Source organism: Kitasatospora sp. NPDC051702 (assembly GCF_040681575.1).
Classification (GTDB): Bacteria; Actinomycetota; Actinomycetes; order Streptomycetales; family Streptomycetaceae; genus Kitasatospora.
This window is the reverse complement of sequence record NZ_JBFAZB010000019.1, coordinates 16462-36261: the sequence shown is the minus strand read 5'-3', so window position 1 is coordinate 36261 and position 19800 is coordinate 16462. Positions and strand designations below refer to the sequence as shown.

The window sequence follows — 19800 nt, the reverse complement described above, 5'->3', positions numbered from 1 at the left end:
TGACGGAAGGAGAGCGATGGCTGCGGGCGGTCCCGGCGGAGGGTGGCGCCGGGTGGTGCCGGCCCTGCCGGGGCTCGCGGTGCTCCGCCGCTACCGGCGGGACTGGCTGCGGGGCGACCTGCTGGCCGGCGTCACGGTGGTCGCCTACCTGGTGCCGCAGGTCATGGCGTACGCGAGCGTCGCGGGCCTGCCGCCCGTCACCGGGCTGTGGGCCATCCTGCCGGCGATCGTGCTGTACGCACTGGTCGGGTCGTCCCGGCTGTTGTCGGTCGGGCCCGAGTCGACCACGGCGCTGATGACCGCCACCGTGGTCGGGCCGCTGGCCGGCGGGGACCCGGCCCGCTACGCCGTCCTGGCGGCGGGTCTCGCCGTGGTGGTCGGCGTGCTGTGCGTGCTGGCGTGGCTGGCCAGGCTCGGCTTCGTCGCCGACCTGCTCTCGCGACCGGTGCTGATCGGCTACCTCACGGGCGTGGCGCTGATCATGATCGTGGACCAGCTGTCCAAGCTGACCGGCGTCGACGTGCGCGGCGAGGGGTTCTTCCCGCAGCTGGCGTCGTTCCTGGGCGACCTCACCGAGGCCAACCTGCCGACCGTCGCCTTCAGCGCCGCCACCCTGCTCTTCCTCCTCCTGGTGGCCCGCCTCCGCCCCGGGCTGCCCGGCCCGCTGCTGGCGGTCGTGCTCGGCACGGCCGTCTCCGCGGCGTTCTCGCTCGAGGAGCACGGCCTCGCGGTGATCGGCGGCATCCCGGCGGGGCTGCCCGCCCCCCGGCTGCCGGACCTGGGCGACCTGTCCCGGCTCGCCCTGCCCGCGCTGGGCATCCTGCTGGTCGGCTACACCGACTTCATCCTGACCGCGCGCGCCTTCGACGGGCCCGACGGGGAGCGGCGGCTGGACGCCAACCAGGAACTGCTGGGCCTCGGCGCGGCCAACCTCGGCGCCGGCTTCTTCCAGGGCTTCCCGGTGAGCAGCAGCGCCAGCCGCACCGCGCTGGCCCAGTCGGCGGGAGCGCGGAGCCAGCTGTACGCGCTGACGGCCGGTGTCGGGGTGGTCGCCGTCCTGCTGTTCCTCGGCCCGCTGCTGCACGACACCCCGGACGCCGTGCTGGGCGCCCTGGTGGTCTTCGCCGCGCTCCGGATGATCGACGTCGCGGGGTTCCGGAGGCTGGCCTCCTTCCGGCGCCGCGAACTGCTGCTGGCCGTCGGCTGCACGGCGGGCGTGCTGACCCTGGACATCCTCTACGGCGTGCTGGTGGCGGTGGGGCTGTCGGTGGTCGAGCTGCTCAGCAGGGTCGCCCGGCCGCACGACGCCGTGCTCGGCCTGGTGCCGGGCGTGGCCGGGATGCACGACGTCGACGACTACCCCGCGGCGCGGACCCTCCCCGGGCTGGTGGTGTACCGCTACGACTCCCCGCTGTTCTTCGCCAACGCGGAGGACTTCCGGCGCCGCGCGCTGGCGGCCCTGGCCGAACAGCCGGGGCCGGTGCGGTGGTTCGTGCTCAACACCGAGGCGAACGTCGAGGTGGACATCACCGGACTGGACTCGGTGGACGCCCTGCGGGGCGAACTGGCCTCCCGCGGGGTGGTGTTCGCCCTGGCCCGGGTGAAGCAGGACCTGCGGGACGAGCTCGACGCGTACGGGCTGAGCGCGTCCGTCGGCGCCGACCGGATCTTCCCCACGCTGCCGACGGCGGTGGCCGCCTACCGCTCCTGGGCGCGGGGTGCCGGGACGGACGGTGCTCCGGACGGTGACGGGCCGGCCGATGGGCCGGGCGACGGGGCGGACGATGCGTGGGGTGACGGGCCGGCCGATGGGCCGGGCGACGGGGCGGACGATGCGTGGGGTGACGGGCCGGCCGATGGGCGGGGCGAGGGGGCGCCGGGTGGGCCGGCGCCCTCGTGACCGGAGGTCAGGCCGTGCGGGCGGGGACCGCGTCGAGGCGGTAGCCGTCGGCGTGGGGGACGACGTGGCCGGCGGTCGGCGGGGCGAAGTGGGTGCCGAGGACGAGGGCGCCGGTGCCGGCGAGGGAGGCCAGGAGGGCGCGGCGGGTGGCCTCGGACTGCCGGGGGTCGATGTCGACGCAGGCGCCGACGGCGGGGTGGGCGAACTGGACGGGGTGGTGGACGCAGTCCCCGGTGATCAGCGCCGTCGCGCCGCGGCTGGTCAGTTCGACCGCGACGTGGCCCGGGGTGTGGCCCGGCGTGGGGAGCAGGCGCAGGCCGGGGAGGACCTCGGTGCCGCCCTCGGCGACGTCGACCGGGTCGAGCAGTCCGGCCCGCTCGACCGGGAGCACGGAGTCCTCGAACATCTGCCGGCGGGCCTCCTCCATGGGGTGGGCGGCCCAGAACTCGCGTTCGGTGCGGCTGGTGACGTAGCGGGCGTTGGGGAAGGTGGGGACCCACTGGCCGTCGACCAGGCGGGTGTTCCAGCCGACGTGGTCGGCGTGCAGGTGGGTGAGGATCACCAGGTCGACGGTGTCGGGGGCGAAGCCGGCGGCGGTGAGGCGCTCGAGGAAGTCGGTCCGCAGGTCGTGCCAGGCCGGGTTGGCGCGCTCCTTGCCGTTGCCGATGCCGGTGTCGACGAGGACGCGCAGCCCGTCGACGACGAAGGCGAAGGTGTGGCTGTCGATGTGCAGGGTGCCGTCGGCGCCGGCGAAGTGGGGGTGCAGCCAGTCCTGGGCGGTCACCAGCTCGGGGGTGGCGTCGGGCAGCAGCCACTGTCCGGTGGCGGGCGGCAGGGGGATCTCGTCGACGCGGTGGACGGTGAGGTCGCCGACGGTCCAGGTGGGGGCGGTGGTGGTGGCGGGCGTGGTCGGCATGGTTCGTCGGTCCTTCGGTTGCTCGGGCGGTTCGGTCGGTCGGGGTTCGGTTCGGCTGGTTCGGGTCGCTTCAGCGGAGGCGGTCGGGGGCCGGTGCGGCGGCGGGGTGGGCCGGGGCGGCCCGGCGCCGGGACACGGCGAGTGCGGCAAGGGCGGCGAGGGCGAGCAGGGCGGCGGCGATGCCGTAGGCGTGCGCGGTGGCCCCGAGCCCGTACGACCGGGTGGCGGCGCCCGCGGCGATGGCGGGCAGGCTCATGGCGAGGTAGCTGAGGACGTAGTAGGCGGCCAGGGTCGCGGCGCGGTCCGGCACGTCGAGGGATCCGAGGAGGAGGCGCAGCGCCCCCTGGGAGACGGCGCCGAAGGCCGCGCCGGCGAGGGCCGCGCCGGCGTGGACGGCGGGGAGCCCGGCGCCGTGCATCCCGAGCAGGGTCAGGGCGGTGGCGGGCGGGACGGCCAGGCAGCCGCCGACCGTGGCGGTGAGGGGCGAACTGCGGCGCAGCGCCCACACGGTGAGCGCGGCGGTGGCACTGACGGTGAAGAAGACCAGGCCGCGGGCCGACTGCGGGGCGTCGGGGGCGACCAGCCGGACGAGCGCCGGGCCGAGCGAGGAGTAGAAGCCTCCCAGGGCCCACACCGCGACGACTCCGGTGCCGACGGCCAGCAGCGTGCGGCGGGCGGTGGGCGGGAGGGCGAGCCGTGGGCTCAGGGAGCGCAGGGCGCCCGGGCGGCGGCGCGCCGTCTCGGTGGTGAAGGCGACCGCGACGGCCTGGGCGGTGAAGACGGCCGCGAGCAGGGCGTAGACGGTGACGGTGGGGGCGGGCGCGAACCGGACGAGCAGGGTGGCGGCGAGGACGCCGGCGGCCATGCCGGCGACCGGGGCGATGCTGTTGGTCAGCGCGGAGCGGCCCGGGTGCCGGGGGTGTTCCAGGTCGAGGAGGGCCGCCCCCGCGGCGCCGGTGGCCGTGCCGGTGGCCAGCCCCTGGAGGACCCGGGCGGCGAGCAGGGTGCCCGCGCCGTCCGCGGAGGCCAGCAGCAGCATGGCGGCGGCCTCGACGACCAGGGCGGCTGCCAGGACGGGGCGCCGTCCGAGGTGGTCGGAGAGCGCTCCGGTGGTGAGCAGTGCTGCCAGCAGGGCCAGTGCGTAGGCGCTGAAGACCGCGGTGACGGCGAGCGGGGAGAGGCCCCACTGCTCCTGGTAGAGGGGGTAGAGCGGGGTCGGGGCGCTGGAGGCGGCCAGCAGGGTGGCCAGTGCCGAGGCGTCGAGGGCGAAGGACGCCGCACGCCGGCCGGGGCGGGTGTGGTCGGGGCGGGCACGGTCGGGGCGGCGGGGGCAGCCGGCCCGGAGGGAGGGGAGTGCGGGGGCGTGGGGCGTCGCGCTGGGCATGGGGCTCCTTCCCGCTAAAGCGACTCGTTTGCGTTAAGGACACCGTAGGGGTGGGTGGGCGGCTAACGCAATCCCTTAGCTTTTGTGGTCGCAGTGCGCGTCGAGGCCGCGGCGAGGGTGGTCCGGCCGCGTCGAGGGCGGTCCGGTTCGGCCAGGAGTGGCCCGAGTGCCCGCTAAACGCAAGGAATGTGCTTTAAGCTGGTGGCATGAGTCCTCGGCAGATGGTGCGCCCGGGCGGGCGCAGCGCCCGGGTCCAGGCGGCGGTGCACGAGGCCGTGCGCGACCTCCTCGCGGAGGTGGACCGGGACGCCCTGACCGTGCCGCTGGTCGCCCAGCGCGCCGGAGTCACCCCGTCGACGATCTACCGCCGCTGGGGCGACCTGCAGGAGCTGCTGTCGGACGTCGCGGTGGAACGGCTGCGGCCCGACACGGCGCCGGACGACCACGGCGACCTGCGCACCGACCTCACCGCCTGGGCCGAGCAGTTCCTCGACGAGATGTCGTCCCCCTCCGGCCGCGCCTACATCCGCGACGCCCTGCTCGGCGACCCGGACGGCAGCAACGCCGGTCAGTGCTCGGCCTACGCGGCCGAGCACATCGGCGTCGTCCTCGCCCGGGCGGGCGCCCGCGGTGAGGACGTCCCCGACGTGGAGACCGCCATGGACCGCGTCGTCGCCCCGATGATGTACCGCATCCTGTTCCGGCCGACCGGGCTCGACGCGGCGTACGCGCGGCGGCTGGTGGCCGAACTCCTCGGCGGGGCCAGGTCCTAGGGGCAGCCGGACGGGCGCAGCCCCGGGTAGCGGACGCGGACGTGGTCGAGGTAGTCGGCCGGGGTCGGGTGGTGGCGGTCCTGGGCGCCGTGGCGGTGCAGGTCGACGCGGCCGTCCGGGTGGAGCCGGAGGGTGGTGGTGGCCGCCCGGGGTGGCTGCCCGGAGCCGTGCCCGGAGGCGGGGCCGGAGCCGTCGCCGGGGTCGGTGAGCGAGGCGGCGCCGAGGACGGGGACGGCGGGCGGGAACATCGCGACGGCGTCGGCGGCCGTCGCCGCGGGCGGGCGCCCGGTGCGGTTGGCGCTGCTCACGTACAGCACCGGGTGGCCGGCGAGCAGCGGCAGCAGCGGGGCCCAGCGCGCACCGAAGAGCATGGTCCAGCCGTCGCGGGTGGCCGGGGAGAGCCAGCCGGGCGGGCGGGCGCCGGGGCGCAGCGGGGCCAGCAGGGTCACTCGCTCCTCGGTGAGCAGCCGGTGCGCCGCGGCGGCGAGGCCGGCGCCGAGGTCGAGGGCGGCGCCCAACGCGGCGAGCGTGTCGGGGTGGTGGGCCCAGAGGGCGACGGCCTGGCCGGCCGGGCGGTCCTTGGCCTCGTTGACGGCCTCCGGGTCGGTGCCGGCGACGACGTAGGTCAGCGGGGCCGGGTTCGGCAGCACGACGGCCGTGCCGCGTCGCAGGGCCGCGTCCGCGGCGTCGGCGTCGACGCTGCCCCGGTCCGCGGGCCCCGGGTCCGTGGCCGTCCGGCCGGCGGTCATGCGGAGGCCCCGGCCGGGGAGGTGCGGGCGTCGTCGGGGGCCTCGGAGGCGTGGACGGTGCCGGTGGCGCGCAGGCCGTCGAGGTAGGCGGCGAACGCCGTGTCCTCGACGACCGCCCGGCCGGTGCGGTAGGCCTGCCGCTTCGTCCACGCCGTCGCGGCCGCGGCCTGGTCCGGGTCGAGCTCGTGGCCGAGCCGGGCGGCGACCGCCCGGACGACCCGGGTGCTGGCCAGGTGGGTGAGCACCACCCGCGGGGCGATCCCGAGCAGCCGCTCGGGGTCGAACGGCTGGAACAGCTCGGGGTGGACGAAGGGCGTACCGGTGGAGATCGTGCCGACCCCGCTGCCCACCACGGGGGTGGTCACCGTCAGCGGGACGCCGGTCTCGTCGGCGACCAGCCGGGCGATCCGCGGCAGTGCGGTGAGGTCGGGGGCGGTCCACCAGGCGGGAGCCCCGGTGGCCAGCAGGTCGGCGGCCCGCGCCGGATCGTGGCCCAGCAGGAACAGCAGCTGCTCGGTGGCGGCCATGCCGCTGCGCTCGGCGAGGCCGAGCCAGGAGGAGGACACCACCCGGACACCGGACCGGAGTGCCTCCAGGGTGTTGGCGAGGCCGAGGCCGAGGTCGTTGTGCAGGTGGGAGGCCAGGACCACCTCCGGGCCGGCCGCGGCCTGCACGCGGGTGAACAACGCGGCTGCCTCGAAGGGGAGTTGGACGCCCACGGTGTCCGCCAGCACGATGGTGCCGGCCCCGGCGGCGGTCAGTGCGGCGGCGTGGGCGGCCATCAGGCCGTGGTCGGCGCGGGAGGCGTCCGCCAGGCAGACGTCGACGCCGACCCGCTCGTCCAGGGCGCGGGCGTCCCCGACCAGGGCCGCCGCCGACTCCAGGGCCGTGCGGGCCGGTCGGTGGGTCATGGTGCGGGCCATCGCCTCGGAGGCGGGCACCACCACCATGATCCGGGCACGGGCGGTGCCCCGGACCGAGGCGACCGCCTGCCGCACGTCGGCCGCCCGGCCGCGGCACACCGCGGCGACGCTGACCGCGCCCTCGGCCTCGACGGCCACCCGCCGCACCGCCTCGAACTCCTCGGCGCACACCGCGGGGAAGCCGGCCGCGAACACCACGTGCCGCGGGCCGTCGGCGCCGAAGATCCGCCCCTGCTCGCGGGCCAGCCGCACCCGGAACGCCGGCGACATCAGGGTCTTGGCCTGCGCGCCGTCCCGTGCCGACTCCTCCCAGAGCACCACCCGCCCCGCCCGTGCGGACTCCCGGACGACGTCCTGTTCCATCGCGACCCCCCATCGCGCCGGCCGGTAGGGCGGCCGACGCGTCGGCCCTCCACCCGTGGAGGGCGACCGGCTCCGGACTCTAGGCGGCACCCGGGTGTGCGCGGCGGAGAGTCGGCGGATTCGGCCCCGGGAGCGACGGAAACCGCCGTTCCCCTTGCCGGGCGGGGTGTTGCGGTGGCATGGGCCGGCGCCCCACCCCGCAGCGGTGCCCGGTCAGCCGGCGGGCTGGTCGTGGGTGGAGCAGTGGATGCCGCCGCCGCCCGAGGCGATGGCGTCGATCTGGAGCGGCACGATCTCGCGGCCGGGGAAGTGGTCGCGGAAGACCTCCTGGGCGTGGTCGTCGGCCCGGGGGTCGCCGAAGAGGGGCAGGTAGACGCCCTTGTTGCCGATGTAGAAGTTCATGTACGAGGAGACGAAGGCGTCGCCGCGGCCGGTGATCTTGTCCGGGTCGGGCTGGCCGATCTCGATGACCTTCAGCTTCTTGCCGGTGGCGTCGGTCGCCTCGGCCAGGACGGACCTGGCCTGGTCGGCGGAGCGGGACCAGACGTCGGCGGGGGTGCCGGGGAAGGCCCGGTCGAGGAAGACGACGCCGGGTGCGGCGAAGCGGGCCAGGCAGTCGACGTGGGCGTCGGTGATGTCCTTGCCCTTGACGCCGGCGAGCCAGATCACCTTGGTGACGCCCAGCGCCTGCTTGAGCTCGGCCTCGACCTGGTCGCGGCTCATGCCCGGGTTGCGGTTGTCGTTGACGACGGAGCTCTCCGTGACCATCAGGGTGCCCAGGCCGTCGGTCTCGAAGGAGCCGCCCTCGGCGACCAGCCTGGTCTCGACGCGCTCGATCCCGTAGGCGTCGAGCACCGCCCGGGCGAGGCGGCCGTCGTTGGTGTGCTCCTGCTTGCCGCCCCAGCCGCTGAAGTTGAAGTCGACGCCCTTGACCTTGCCGCCCTCCTCCACGAAGACCGGCACGGTGTCCCGGGCCCACAGGTCGTCGACCGGGGTGGCGTGCAGTTCGACGCCGGTTCCGCAGGCGTTGCGGGCCGAGGCCTCCTGACCGGGGCGGACGAGCAGGATCAGCGGTTCGCGTTCGGCGACGGCCCGGGCCACCTCGGCGATGTCCTTGCGGACGGACGCCAGCTGGTCGCCCCAGACGTTCCCGGAGGCGGGCCAGGCCATGAACGTCCGTTCGTGCTTCTCCCACTCGCCGCCGAGCCGGCGCCCGCGCGCCGGGGCGGGTGCCGGGGGTTCGGCCGACGGGGTGTCGGCGGGCCGGTCGGCGGTGCCGGAGGACGGTGCGGCCGGATCGGCCGGCTCGTCGAGGGCTGCGCAGGCGGTCGCGCCGAGGGCGAGCACGCCGGCTCCGGCGAGGGAGCGCAGCACCGTGCGGCGGGCGAGCGGGGAGAGGGACACGCTGTCCTCCGGTGGGGCTGGGGGGTGGTTCGGGTGCGGTGCGGTGCGCGGGCCGGGGTGGTGGCCCGGGCGACGCCCGGCGGTGCCGGACACGGGTGGTCGGCGGCACCGGACTGAACTGTCGCATTGACTGAAAAATCAGTCAAGCTTACGGTGGGCGTCACCCCAACCACCCCGAGACGACCGGCCGCCGAGCGGGCGGCCCGGTCGCGGACGACGAAAGGCCGGGTGAGGCAGCCGTGCTTCGCAATGCTCTGGAGCCCTGGCACCTCCTGGTGCTGGTGGCGGTCGTGGCGCTGCTCTTCGGCTCCCGCAAGCTGCCCGACATGGCCCGCGGACTGGGCAAGTCGATGCGCATCCTGAAGGCCGAGACGGCGGCGATGCGGGAGGAGGAGAAGCCCGCCGCCGATGCGGCGTCAGCCGGCGCTGCCCCGGCCGCTGCCGCCCCGGTCGCCGGTGCGGCGGCCGGTGGCACCGCAGCCGGTGCCGCCCCGGCCGGCGGCACGGTGGCCGGCGGTCCGGGCGAGCCGGTGCGGCGGCAGCCCTGACCGGTGCCCCCGCCGGGGGCCGACCGCGCGCGGTGGCGGCGCCCCGGGGAGAGCCGTCGTCCGCCACCCCCGGGTGGCGGGCGGCGGCTCTCGGCCGTCGCGGGCCCGGCCACCGCGGTTCGGCCACGGCGGTTCGGCCGACCGCGGGTCACGGCCGACCGCGGGTTCGGCCACCGCGCCTCGCCCGTGGCGGGCTCAGCCGTTGCGGCGGTAGCGGTCCAGGGAGACCCGGACCGGCCCGTCCGCGCCCGCGGTGGACAGCACCCGGACGATGGCGAGGTCCCGGCCGTCGGCCGAGCGGAGGCAGAAGGCCCCGCGCGGCCCGACCGCGCTGAACGGCAGCCGTGCGGACGGATGGCTGCCGAGCCCCTTGAGGCAGTCGGCCGCGGTGAGTCCGGCGTCCCGGCCGATGAAGGAGTCGGCGTTCTCCGGGTAGAGGAACTCGCTCTCGTTGCGGCTGACGTACCAGGTGGCGCTGTCGGCCGGGACCACGGTGCCGGTGGAGAGGTCGAACTCGTAGCCGGAGTCCGTCGAGGCGAGTTCGACCGCGCGGTAGACGGGGGCGAAGTCCGTGGTGGGCACCGCCGAGGGGGAGGCGGTCGGCGGGGCGGAGGCCGTGCGGGAGGGCGTCGCGGGCGCGCTGGGCGCGGTGGGTGAGGTCGTCGCCGCGCCCGGCGCCCGGCCGCCCGGGGTGGCGGTGTCGGCCACCGGGTTCTCGGCGGGCGCCGCCTCCACCGGGTCCGGGTCGTCGAGCAGGAACACCGTGGCCGCGGCGCCGACGAGCAGGGCGACGGCGGCGGTCAGGGCCGTCCGGCCGAGGGCCCGGCTCCGGTCGTCCTTCCCGTGGGAGCCCCGGTGCGGCGCGGGCGCCGCGGCACCGGCGGCGGGGGAGAGCGCTGCGGGGGCGGCGGCGAGCACGGTGGGCGTCGGGACCGGGGTGGCGCCGCCGTCCGGGGCGGTGGGGGCGAGCTGCGTCGCGGCCGTGGCCCACTCGGGGCGGGCCACCACGGCGGTGCGGGCCTCGGCGGGCACCTGCGGCAGGTCGGCGTGCCGGGTGAGCTGGCCGGCCAGCGGGTGCGGCAGCCAGTCCTCGCCGAACCTCAGGTGCCCGCCCACGGCCGGGTGGCCCTGGGCGGCGGCGATCACCTCGGCGGTGCTGGGGCGGTCCTCGGGCTGCTTGGCGAGGCAGCGCCGGAGGAGTTCGTGCAGGTCGGCGGGGACCCGGCTGAGGTCGGGGTCCTCGTGGACGGCCCGGTAGAGCGTCGCCGGGTCCGGTCCGTCGCCGAAGGGCGGGGTGCCGCCGGCGACGTGGACGGCCAGGGCGCCGAGGGCGTAGACGTCGGTGGCGGGGGTGGCGGGCCGGCCGGTGGCCTGCTCGGGGGCCATGTAGGCGGGCGAGCCGATGCGCAGTCCGGTGCCGGTGAGGGCGGCGGCGTCGGCCGCGCGGGCGATCCCGAAGTCGATCACCCGGGGGCCGTCGGAGGCGATCAGCACGTTGCCGGGCTTGAGGTCGCGGTGCACCACGCCGGTGGCGTGGATGGCCTGCAGGGCCTCGGCGATGCCGGCCATCAGCAGCAGGACGGTCCGTTCCGGGAGGGGGCCGAAGCGCTGGACGACCTGCTGGAGCGAGGGGCCGGGCACGTAGGTGGTGGCCAGCCAGGGCGTGGCGGCCTCCACGCCGGCGTCGACGACCTGCGCGGTGAACAGCCCGTGGATGAGCCGGGCGCTGGCCACCTCCTGGGCGAACCGGGCCCGGAACTCCGGGTCCTCGGCCAGCTCGGGGCGCACCACCTTGAGCGCCACCGGCCGCCCGCCCGGGGTGTAGGAGAGGTAGACCCGGCCCATGCCGCCGGCGCCGAGCCGGGCGTACAGCCGGTAGCCGCCGACCTCGCGCGGGTCGTCGGCGGTCAGCTCCTGGAAGGCCGGCGGCAGGGCGAAGGGGGGTCGGTCAGCGGACATGCGGGCTGCCTCTCTCGGCGGACAGGGACGGGACGCCGGGCCGGGACGGGGCCCGGGGGCGGCCACACCGCGGTTCGGCACAGACGGCACGGCGAAGTTTAGAGGTAGCGTCAGTCCGGCCCGTCGCAGCCCCTCCGAAACGGTTCCGGCAGTGATCCACGAGACGCGCCCTAGCAGCGCGCCAGCTCCGCGTCGATGGCGTCGCGCAGGAGCAGCCGGGCGTGGTCGAGGGGCAGCGAGCCGCTGAGCCAGCGCACGCTGAGGCCCTCGATGAGGGCCGTGAGCCGTTCCGCGGCGGCCGCGTGGGCGGGGGCGGTGCCGGTGGGGTTGGCGCGGGCGAGGAGTTCGGCGATGTCGTGGACCCAGGTGTGGGTGGTCCTCGCCAGGTCGTCCCGCAGCTCCGTCTCGAAGACGGCGGTGGCCCGCAGTTCGCCCCAGGCGGTGCTGTTCTCCCTGACCTCGGCGGTGTCCTGGAGTTCCAGGAGCAGGACCCGTTCCAGGTCGGCGCGCGGGGTCGAGCCCTGCTCGGAGGGGTCCGGCTCAGCGGTGTAGTGGTCGGCGCGGTCGCTGATGAACTCCAGCGTCTCGCGCAGGATGCCCGCCCGGTCGGTGAAGTGGTAGTAGATCAGCGAGGTGGACACCCCGGCCTCGGTCGCCAGCTCGCCCATGCGCAGCCCGCGTACGCCACGGCGGGCGATCACCCGGGTGGCGGCTTTGAGTATCCCTGTCCGACGGTCCGACATGGGCGCACACTCTACCCGGCTCGGGGTCGGTTTGCCGAGGTCTCCTGATGGTAATTTCAGGATCGATCGCCGACGACGTGTGCGAAGAGTCGCCAGGTGGTGGCGGCGGGGAGGCCCTCCGGGGCGGTGTCGCGGGGTGATCGATTCCGGGGTGATGGGAGTGGATACCGGGTTTCTGTGGCCCAAAGGGTTGACTGAATTTTCAGTGCGGTGAAGGATGCGGGGCAACCCCCACCTCCCACCACCTCCAGGGAGCGCTCCTTGCACACCCCCACACCCTCCCGCCGCAGCCTGCTCCGCATCGGCGCGACCGCGCTGCCGCTGCTCGCCCTCGGCACGGTCGCCCCGGCCGTGGCCCGGGCCGCCACCGCCTCGCCGGCCGACCCGGCGGGCCCGGCCGCCGCCCCCGGCGCCGCGCCCGCGGCCGTGCCCGGGACGCTCAGGCTGCGGATGCCGGCCGAGAGCGACCGCCACGACCGCACGTTCATGGCCTGGCCGGCCCTGTCGTCGATCTGGGGCCGCCAGCTCTCCGCGGTGCGCGACGACATCGCCCGGGTCGCCTACGAGATCTCCCGCTACGAGCCGGTCGTCGTGGTCGCCCGCCCCGGCCAGGCCGCCGACGCGCGGTACCGGTGCGGCGGCGGGGCGTACTACCGCATCACCGTCGTCGAGATCCCCAACGACGACCTGTGGATCCGCGACTTCGGCCCGACCTTCCTCGTCGCCCCGGGCGCGATCGCCGGGCTGGACACCAACTTCAACGGCTGGGGCAAAGCCGGCACCCCGTACTACCAGCCCTTCGCCGAGGACGCCGCCGTGGCGGCGAGCCTGCTCGGCCAGTACGGCGTCGACCGCGTCCAGGCCCCCTTCGTCGGCGAGGGCGGTGCCCTGGAGACCGACGGCCAGGGCACCCTGCTGGCCACCGTCAGCTCGCTGGTGAACCCCAACCGCAACCCCGGCATGTCCCAGGCCCAGGTCGAACAGGCCCTGAAGAGCTCGCTCGGGATGGACAAGGTCATCTGGCTCGCCGGTCTGGCCGGCCAGGACATCACCGACGACCACATCGACTGCCTGGCCCGCTTCACCTCGCCCGGCCGGGTCGTCCTCGACAAGCCCGGCCCGGGCACCTCCCGGGTCTGGATCGACGTCTACGAGCAGGCCCGCCAGGCGCTGCGCGGCGCCACCGACGCCCAGGGCCGCGCCCTGACCGTCGTCGAGCTCCCCGGGCCGGACCGCGCCCTGATCCGCGGGCGCGGCAAGGACTTCCTGTCCAGCTACACCAACTTCTACGTCGCCAACGGGGCCGTGTTCGTCCCGCAGTTCGGCGACACCGCCGCCGACGCCACGGCCTACGCCGTGCTGCAGGCCGAGTTCCCCGACCGCGACGTCGTCCAGGTCAACATCGACACCATCGCGTCCGGCGGCGGCGGCATCCACTGCGCCACCCAGTCCCAGCCCGCGGTACCGCCGGCCCGCTGACCACCCCGGCGGCCCGCCCCACCCCCCCACGGAGGCGGGCCGCCGGGGCCCGGGCCGCGCGGGCCGCCCCCGTCCGGGCGCCCGCCCGGCCGCACCACCCGCCCGGCCGCACGACCGACCGCACCAGTGCCCGACCGACCAGAAGAGGTTCCCCATGACGTTCCGAATGCCCGCCGAGTGGACCGAGCACGAGGGCTGCCTGATGGCCTGGCCCGTCCGGCAGGACCTCTGGGGCGACACCCTCGACGAGGTGAAGCAGGAGTACGCGGCCGTCGCCCGCGCCATCGCCGAGTTCGAGCCGGTCACCATGGCGGCGCCGCCCGGCCACGGCGACGAAGCGCGCTCGCTGTGCGGCGGGGGCGTCACGGTGGTGGAACTGCCGATGGACGACTCGTGGTTCCGCGACTCCGCGCCGATCTTCGTCCTGGACCCGGAGGGCCGCCGGGCCGGCGTGGACTTCCGCTTCAACGCCTGGGGCCGCAAGCACCACCCGTGGGACGCCGACGACCGGATCAGCGCCCTGCTGCTGGACCACCTCGGCGTCCCGGCGATCCGCTCGGAGATGATCCTCGAGGGCGGTGCGATCACCGTCGACGGCGAGGGCACGCTGATCACCACCGAGCAGTGCCTGCTCCACCCCAACCGCAACCCGGACATGAGCCGGGAGGAGATCGAGGCCGAGCTGAAGGCCCGCCTCGGCGTCACCAAGGTGGTCTGGCTGCCGTACGGCGGCCTGCTGGACACCGAGACCGACGGCCACGTCGACGGGGTGTGCGCCTTCGTCGCCCCCGGCAAGGTGATCGTGCAGCTCCCGGCCGACCCGGCGCACCCGGACCACGCGCGGATGCGGGCCAACCGCGCCGTGCTGGAGCACTCCACCGACGCCCAGGGCCGGCCCTTCGAGATCGTCGACGTGCCGCAGGCCGCCTTCGTCGAGGTCGACGGCCAGCGCGTCGAGGTCGGCTACCTGAACTTCTACCTGGCCAACGGCGGTGTGGTCGTGCCGGTCGCCGGCCACCCCGAGGACGACGGCGCCCTGGCGGTGCTCGCGGCCGCGTACCCCGACCGCAAGGTCGTCGGCGTGCGCGCCCGGGTGATCGCCTACGGCGGCGGGGGCGTCCACTGCATCACCCAGCAGATCCCGGCCGCCCGGGCCTGACACCCGCCCCCGCACGGAACGGAACACCACCCTCATGACACCCGTACCCGCGAGCCCGGCCGGCGCGCCCGTGAGACGCCCGGCCGCCCGCCGGCGCCGCACCGTCGCCACGGTCGCCCTGTCCTCCCTCGCCCTGGTCGCGGCCTGCTCGGGCCCGCCGCGCGGCGGCTCAGACCAGTCCGCCGTCCAGCTCTCCACCGCGGCCCCGGAGGCGAAGGGCGAACTCGAGTCCTTCACCTGGGCCACCTACGCCGAGCCGCCCACGCTCGACTACCTCCAGGCCTTCGACTACCCGCAGAACACCATCCTCTCCAACGTCTGCGAGAGCCTGATGCGCTGGACGCCCCAGCTCACCACGGCCCCCGGCCTGGCGGAGAAGGCGTCCAACCCCGACCCCACCACCTGGGTCTACGACCTGCGCGCCGGGGTGCACTTCCACGACGGCACGGTGATGACCGCCGACGACGTCGTGTACAGCCTCGGCCGGCAGATCAACCCGGACAACGCGGCGGCCTGGGCCTCGGTGTTCCAGAACGTGGACTCCCTCACCAAGACCGGGCCGCTGCAGGTCACCGTCAAGCTCAAGCAGCCCGACTCCCAGTTCCCGCAGTACATGGCGACGGCCGCCGGCGTGGTCGCGTCCAAGGCCGGGATCGAGGCCGCGGGCAAGGACTACGGCACCGCGGGCGGCCTGGACTGCACCGGCCCGTTCAAGCTCGGCACCTGGAACAAGGGCCAGTCGATCGAGCTGCAGCGCTTCGACGACTACTGGGGCACCAAGGCCAAGTCCAAGAAGGCCGTGTTCAGCTTCCTCACCGACCCGTCGGCCCGCACCAACGCGATGCTCACCGGCGACGTCGACGGCGGCTACCTGATCCCCACCGAGAGCTACGACCGGCTCAAGAAGAGCGGCGCGGGGACGCTCTACTTCGGCGAGGGCCTGAGCACCGTCAACCTCAACGTCACCAGCATGGCCGGCCCGCTCGGCGACGTCCGGGTGCGCCGGGCGCTCTCCCTCGCCCTCGACCGCTCCGGCTTCGTCCGGACCGGCCTGGCCGGCGCGGGCACCGTCACCGGCTCCCTCACCACCCGGGCGGCCTGGGCCGGCGCCCCGGAGGACGTGCGCCGGAGCGCCTTCGAGAACCTCACGCCCACCGCGCAGGACATCGACAAGGCCAAGGCGCTCGTCCAGGAGGCCGGCGCCAAGGGCAGGACGCTGACCGTCGCGACCAGCAGCATCGGCCAGGACGTCTCGCTGCTCGCCACCGCCGTCCAGGCCGCGGGCGCGAAGATCGGCCTCGACGTCCAGCTGAAGACGATCGCGCCGAACGCCTTCACCTCGCTGTTCACCGACCCCAAGGCGCGCGAGGGCCTGGACATGTTCCCGGAGACGTACTACGAGTCCGTCACCGACCCGCTCGACCTGCTCACCAACTTCAAGACCGGCGCCTACCAGAACTACTCCGGGTTCAGCGACAAGGCCTACGACGACCTCGTCGACCAGGCCTCCGCGGAGTACGACCCGGCCAAGCGCGCCGCCATCGAGGCCAAGCTCCAGCAGACGGCCTCCGAGCAGCTGCTGTGGATCCCGGTCGCCGAGTGGCCGACCACCGTCTTCATGAACAAGCGGATCACCGGCGCCCCGACCACCATCTCGTACATGTACTACCCGTGGGCGGCCGACGTGGGGGCCGCACGGTGAACTTCCTGAGATTCGCCGTCCGGCGGCTGGTCGAGATGGCCGTCACCCTGCTCGGCGCCTCGTTCGTGGTCTTCGGAGCGATGTACCTGGCGCCGGGCAGTCCGGCGAGTTTCCTCCTGTCGGGTCGGTCGGCCTCGCCGGCCGCCCTGCAGGCGCTCAACGCCCAGTACCACCTCGACGACCCCTTCCTGGTCCGCTACCTGCGCTGGCTCGGGCAGATCGTGCAGGGCGACTTCGGACGCTCCATCACCTACCGCACCGACGTCTCCGCGCTGCTCGCCGACCGGCTGCCCGCGACCCTGCTGCTGGTGGCCATGGCGCTGGTGGTGGTCCTGCTCATCGGCCTGGCGCTCGGTTGGATCGGCGCCGTCCGCGGCGGCCGGACCGACGCCACGATCCTGGTCACCACCACCCTCGCGGTGGGCACGCCGTCCTTCGTCGCGGCCGTCCTGCTGCAGGGCCTGTTCGCGGTGAAGCTGGGCTGGTTCCCGACCAGCGGTGCGGGTGACGGCCTCGGCGACATGCTCTGGCACCTCACGCTGCCCGCCGTCGCCCTGGCCCTCTACCTGATCGGCATGCTCGCCCGGGTCACCCGCTCGGCGATGCTGGACGCGCTGGAGGGCGAGCACGTCACCGTCGCCCGCAGCCGCGGCGTGCCGGAGCGCGAGGTGATCCGCCGGCACGTGTTCCGCAACTCGCTGGGCACCGTGCTCACCACCGGCGGCCTGATCGTCTCCACCCTGCTGGTCTGCACCATCCTGGTGGAGTCCGCGTTCAGCATCGGCGGCATCGGCCAGCTCCTCGAACTGTCCACCAGCACCAAGGACTTCCCGACCGTCCAGGCCATCTCCCTGATCATCGTCGTCCTGTTCATGGTCGTGAACCTGGTCGTCGACCTGCTCCACCCGCTGGTCGATCCCCGGGTCACCCTCGGTTCGAGGAGGTCCGACGCATGAGTGTCGTGCTCACCCGCCGGCCCGGCCTCGCCCGCGTCAAGGCCGCCCGCGCCCCGCTCTACCTGTTCTGCCTCGGCTTCGTCGTGCTGGTGGTGGCGGCGGCCCTGCTCGCGTCCTGGCTGTCGCCGTACGACCCGAACGAGGTCGACCTGTCCGGTGCCCTCGCCGGGCCCTCCGCCGACCACCTGCTCGGCGTCGACGCCGCCGGCCGCGACACCCTCTCGCGGCTGCTGCTCGGCGCCCGGACCTCACTGCTCGGCCCGCTCGGCGTGGTCGTGTTCTCGACCGTCGCCGGAATCGTGGTCGGCCTGGCCGCCGGCTGGCGGGGCGGCTGGCTCGACTCGGTGCTGTCCCGCAGCACCGAGCTGGTCTTCGCCTTCCCCGGCATGCTGCTCGCCATCCTGATCGTCTCGGTCTACGGGGAGGGCCTGCTCGCGCCGGTCACCGCCCTCGCGATCGCCTACCTGCCCTACGTCTCCCGCCTCACCCGCTCGCTGGTGCTGGCCGAGCGGACGCGCCCCTACGTCGCCGCGTACCAGGTCCAGGGGCACTCCGCCCTGCAGATCTGCCTGCGGCACGTCCTGCCGAACATCGCGCCGACCGTCCTCGCCCAGTCCACCATCAACTTCGGATACGCCCTCATGGATCTGGCCGGCCTCTCCTTCCTCGGACTCGGCGTCCCCGCACTCACCCCCGACTGGGGCCGCATGGTCTTCGACGGCCAGACCGCCATCCAGCACGGCTACCCGCTCTCCGCGGTCCTGCCCTGCGCCGTCATCGTGCTGACCGTCGTCGCCTTCAACGTCGTCGGCGAGCGCTGGGCCGACCAGGTCGCCCGGAGGACCGCGTGAACGCACTCGACATCCAGGGGCTGCGGCTGCGGCTGCCCGGCACCGCCCGCCCCGTCCTCGACGGCGTCGACCTCACCGTCGCCCCCGGCGAGACCGTCGCGCTCGTCGGGGAGTCCGGCTCCGGCAAGACCCTCACCTCGCGCGGCGCCCTCGGCCTGCTGCCGCCCGGGGCGGACCCGGAGGGCCGGATCCTCGTCGACGGCGAGGACGTCCTCACCATGGACGCCGACCGGCTGCGCACCCTGCGCACCGGCAAGGCCGCCATGGTCTTCCAGGACCCGCGCGCGGCGGTCAACCCGCTGCGGCGCATCGGGGACTTCCTCACCGAGAGCGTCACCCTCACCGGGGTGCTGAGCAGGGCGGACGCCGACCGGCGCGCCGTCGAGCTGCTCGACGCCGTCGGCCTCGGGCCGGACCTGCTGCGCCGCTACCCCGGCCAGCTGTCCGGCGGCATGCTGCAGCGCGTCATGATCGCCGCCGCGCTGATGGGCGACCCGGTCCTGCTGCTCGCCGACGAGCCCACCACCGCGCTCGACGTCACCAGCCAGGCCGAGGTCATCGCGCTCCTGGACGGGCTGCGCGAACGCTTCGGCACCGGCCTGCTGTTCGTCACCCACGACCTCGGCCTCGCCGCCGCGATCAGCGACCGGGTCTACGTGATGTACGCCGGCCGGATCGTCGAGACCGGCCCGGCCGAGCGCCTGTTCGACCATCCCCGCCACCCCTACACGGCCGCCCTGCTGGCCTCCACCCCCCGGCTGGACAACCCCTCCGGCAGGCTCGCCGCGATCGACGGTCAACCACCGGACCTGCGGCAGGAGTTGACCGGCTGCCCGTTCGCCGCCCGCTGCCCGCTCGCCACCGACCTGTGCCGCGAGCAGGCCCCGCCGGCGCGGCCCGTCCCGGGGGAGCCCGGGCACCTGGCCGCCTGCCACCACAGCGACCTCCTCGAAGGGAGCGCCAGCCGTGCCTGAGCCCGGAACCACCCCGCACGACCCGGACCGGACGCCCCCGCCCGCGCTGGAGGTCACCGGGCTGCGCCGCACCTTCGGCACCGTACGGGCCGTCGACGACGTGTCCTTCACCCTCGCGGCCGGCGGATCGCTCGGCATCGTCGGCGAGTCCGGCTCCGGCAAGACCACCACCGCCCGCATCGTCGTCGGCCTCGAACAGGCCGACGAGGGGCGGGTCGCGGTCCGCGGCCGGGCCCGGACCGGCCCGGTCCGGGGCCGGGCGGCGCGGCTGGCCCGCGCCCGCGAGGTCCAGATGGTCTTCCAGGACCCGTACCTCTCCCTGGACCCGCGCACCAGCGTCGAGGCCGTGCTGCGGGAGACCCTGCGCCTGCACTTCCCCGGCACCGACCACGGGGCCCGGATCACCGAGCTCCTCGACCAGGTCGGCCTCGGCACCCGCGCGGCGGACGCGCTGCCGCGCCAGCTCTCCGGCGGGCAGCGCCAACGCGTCGCCATCGCCCGGGCGCTGGCCGTCCAGCCGGCCGTCATGGTCCTGGACGAGGCGGTCGCCGCGCTCGACGTCTCCGTCCAGGCCCAGGTCCTCAACCTGCTCGCCGACATCCGCGAGCAGACCGGCATCGGCTACCTGTTCATCACCCACGACCTCGGGGTCGTCCGCTGCGTCACGGACGAGGTGATCGTGATGCGGCACGGGCGGATCGTCGAGGCCGGGCGCACCGCGGAGGTCCTCGACGACCCGCAGCACGGTTACACCCGGCTGCTGCTGGAGTCCGTGCCCCGGCCCGGCTGGGATCCCGACCGGATCGCCGCCGCGCGCCGGGCGCTGTAGGCCGCCGCGGTCCGGCAGGTGGTGGGGCCTGCCGGACCGCGGTACCAGGGGTGCGGGCCGGTGCGGGCCGCCCGGAGCCGGGCCGGCACCCGTCCGGCCGGGTTCACCCCGATGGCCGATGCCTGTCGGGCCGGGACCGGGCCGCCCGTTCCGTAGCGTGCGGGTCCGGACCCCAGGCACCTACCGGA

Annotated in this window: 17 protein-coding genes; 10 read left to right on the top strand and 7 right to left on the bottom strand. The window is 75.2% G+C overall.

The window, feature by feature from the left end; translation table 11 throughout:
* Window positions 1-16 precede the first annotated feature (16 nt).
* The gene (gene sulP, locus AB0N04_RS17950) at window positions 17-1900 is read left to right on the top strand and encodes a sulfate permease (protein WP_360209844.1); all 1884 of its coding nucleotides are present in this window, start codon (window positions 17-19) and stop codon (window positions 1898-1900) included.
* 7 nt (window positions 1901-1907) lie between these two features.
* Here sulP and AB0N04_RS17945 read toward each other — a convergent pair whose 3' ends face one another.
* Together AB0N04_RS17945 and AB0N04_RS17940 are read right to left on the bottom strand one after the other, a co-directional pair.
* Complete coding sequence (locus AB0N04_RS17945; protein WP_360209842.1) at window positions 1908-2816, bottom strand: MBL fold metallo-hydrolase; 909 nt, start codon at window positions 2814-2816, stop codon at window positions 1908-1910.
* Window positions 2817-2886: 70 nt separating this feature from the next.
* On the bottom strand, window positions 2887-4200 hold the full coding sequence (locus tag AB0N04_RS17940) for an MFS transporter (RefSeq protein ID WP_360209840.1): 1314 nt from the start codon (window positions 4198-4200) through the stop codon (window positions 2887-2889).
* A gap of 206 nt (window positions 4201-4406) precedes the next feature.
* On the opposite strand from AB0N04_RS17940, the gene AB0N04_RS17935 reads away from it, so the two are divergent.
* A complete protein-coding gene (locus AB0N04_RS17935; protein WP_360209838.1) occupies window positions 4407-4973 on the top strand; it encodes a TetR/AcrR family transcriptional regulator in 567 nt (188 codons plus the stop codon).
* On the opposite strand, the gene AB0N04_RS17930 is transcribed toward AB0N04_RS17935, so the two are convergent.
* The 3 genes from AB0N04_RS17930 to AB0N04_RS17920 all read right to left on the bottom strand — a co-directional run bounded on the left by AB0N04_RS17930 (window position 4970) and on the right by AB0N04_RS17920 (window position 8412).
* Complete coding sequence (locus tag AB0N04_RS17930) at window positions 4970-5722, bottom strand: hypothetical protein (RefSeq protein WP_360209836.1); 753 nt, start codon at window positions 5720-5722, stop codon at window positions 4970-4972. The two genes, AB0N04_RS17935 and AB0N04_RS17930, sit on opposite strands and share 4 nt — an antisense overlap.
* Complete coding sequence (locus AB0N04_RS17925; protein ID WP_360209834.1) at window positions 5719-7008, bottom strand: 2-isopropylmalate synthase; 1290 nt, start codon at window positions 7006-7008, stop codon at window positions 5719-5721. Before AB0N04_RS17925 ends, AB0N04_RS17930 begins: the two co-directional genes overlap by 4 nt.
* Before the next feature lie 213 nt (window positions 7009-7221).
* On the bottom strand, window positions 7222-8412 hold the full coding sequence (locus AB0N04_RS17920) for an agmatine deiminase family protein (RefSeq protein ID WP_360209832.1): 1191 nt from the start codon (window positions 8410-8412) through the stop codon (window positions 7222-7224).
* A 239-nt stretch (window positions 8413-8651) separates the two neighbouring features.
* Between AB0N04_RS17920 and tatA the strand changes: the two genes are divergently transcribed.
* Complete coding sequence (tatA, locus tag AB0N04_RS17915; RefSeq protein WP_360209830.1) at window positions 8652-8960, top strand: Sec-independent protein translocase subunit TatA; 309 nt, start codon at window positions 8652-8654, stop codon at window positions 8958-8960.
* Window positions 8961-9155: 195 nt separating this feature from the next.
* Here the strand turns inward: tatA and AB0N04_RS17910 are convergent, their stop codons facing one another.
* Together AB0N04_RS17910 and AB0N04_RS17905 are read right to left on the bottom strand one after the other, a co-directional pair.
* Entirely contained in the window at window positions 9156-10919 is a 1764-nt protein-coding gene (locus AB0N04_RS17910) for a protein kinase (RefSeq protein ID WP_360209828.1), read from the bottom strand.
* Between the two features lie 170 nt (window positions 10920-11089).
* Window positions 11090-11662 carry a TetR/AcrR family transcriptional regulator gene (locus AB0N04_RS17905; RefSeq protein WP_360209826.1) on the bottom strand — a complete coding sequence of 191 codons (573 nt, stop codon included), beginning with the start codon at window positions 11660-11662 and terminating at the stop codon, window positions 11090-11092.
* A 261-nt stretch (window positions 11663-11923) separates the two neighbouring features.
* Here AB0N04_RS17905 and AB0N04_RS17900 point away from each other — a divergent pair, with 261 nt between their 5' ends.
* The 7 genes from AB0N04_RS17900 (at window position 11924) to AB0N04_RS17870 (ending at window position 19612) form a co-directional block, all read left to right on the top strand.
* Window positions 11924-13141 (top strand): agmatine deiminase family protein, encoded by a 1218-nt coding sequence (locus tag AB0N04_RS17900; RefSeq protein WP_360209824.1) that lies wholly within the window; start codon window positions 11924-11926, stop codon window positions 13139-13141.
* Between the two features lie 154 nt (window positions 13142-13295).
* Complete coding sequence (locus AB0N04_RS17895) at window positions 13296-14300, top strand: agmatine deiminase family protein (protein ID WP_360209822.1); 1005 nt, start codon at window positions 13296-13298, stop codon at window positions 14298-14300.
* 34 nt (window positions 14301-14334) lie between these two features.
* Window positions 14335-16002: an ABC transporter substrate-binding protein gene (locus AB0N04_RS17890; RefSeq protein WP_360209820.1), complete on the top strand. Its 1668-nt coding sequence runs from the start codon at window positions 14335-14337 to the stop codon at window positions 16000-16002.
* Window positions 15999-16958, top strand: coding sequence for an ABC transporter permease (locus tag AB0N04_RS17885; RefSeq protein WP_360209818.1), 960 nt, complete (start codon window positions 15999-16001; stop codon window positions 16956-16958). The genes AB0N04_RS17890 and AB0N04_RS17885 overlap by 4 nt, the downstream gene beginning before the upstream one ends.
* Complete coding sequence (locus AB0N04_RS17880) at window positions 16955-17809, top strand: ABC transporter permease (RefSeq protein WP_360209816.1); 855 nt, start codon at window positions 16955-16957, stop codon at window positions 17807-17809. Before AB0N04_RS17885 ends, AB0N04_RS17880 begins: the two co-directional genes overlap by 4 nt.
* The gene (locus AB0N04_RS17875; protein ID WP_360209814.1) at window positions 17806-18783 is read left to right on the top strand and encodes an ABC transporter ATP-binding protein; all 978 of its coding nucleotides are present in this window, start codon (window positions 17806-17808) and stop codon (window positions 18781-18783) included. Before AB0N04_RS17880 ends, AB0N04_RS17875 begins: the two co-directional genes overlap by 4 nt.
* Window positions 18776-19612: an ABC transporter ATP-binding protein gene (locus AB0N04_RS17870; protein ID WP_360209812.1), complete on the top strand. Its 837-nt coding sequence runs from the start codon at window positions 18776-18778 to the stop codon at window positions 19610-19612. Before AB0N04_RS17875 ends, AB0N04_RS17870 begins: the two co-directional genes overlap by 8 nt.
* The last annotated feature ends 188 nt before the right edge of the window (window positions 19613-19800 follow it).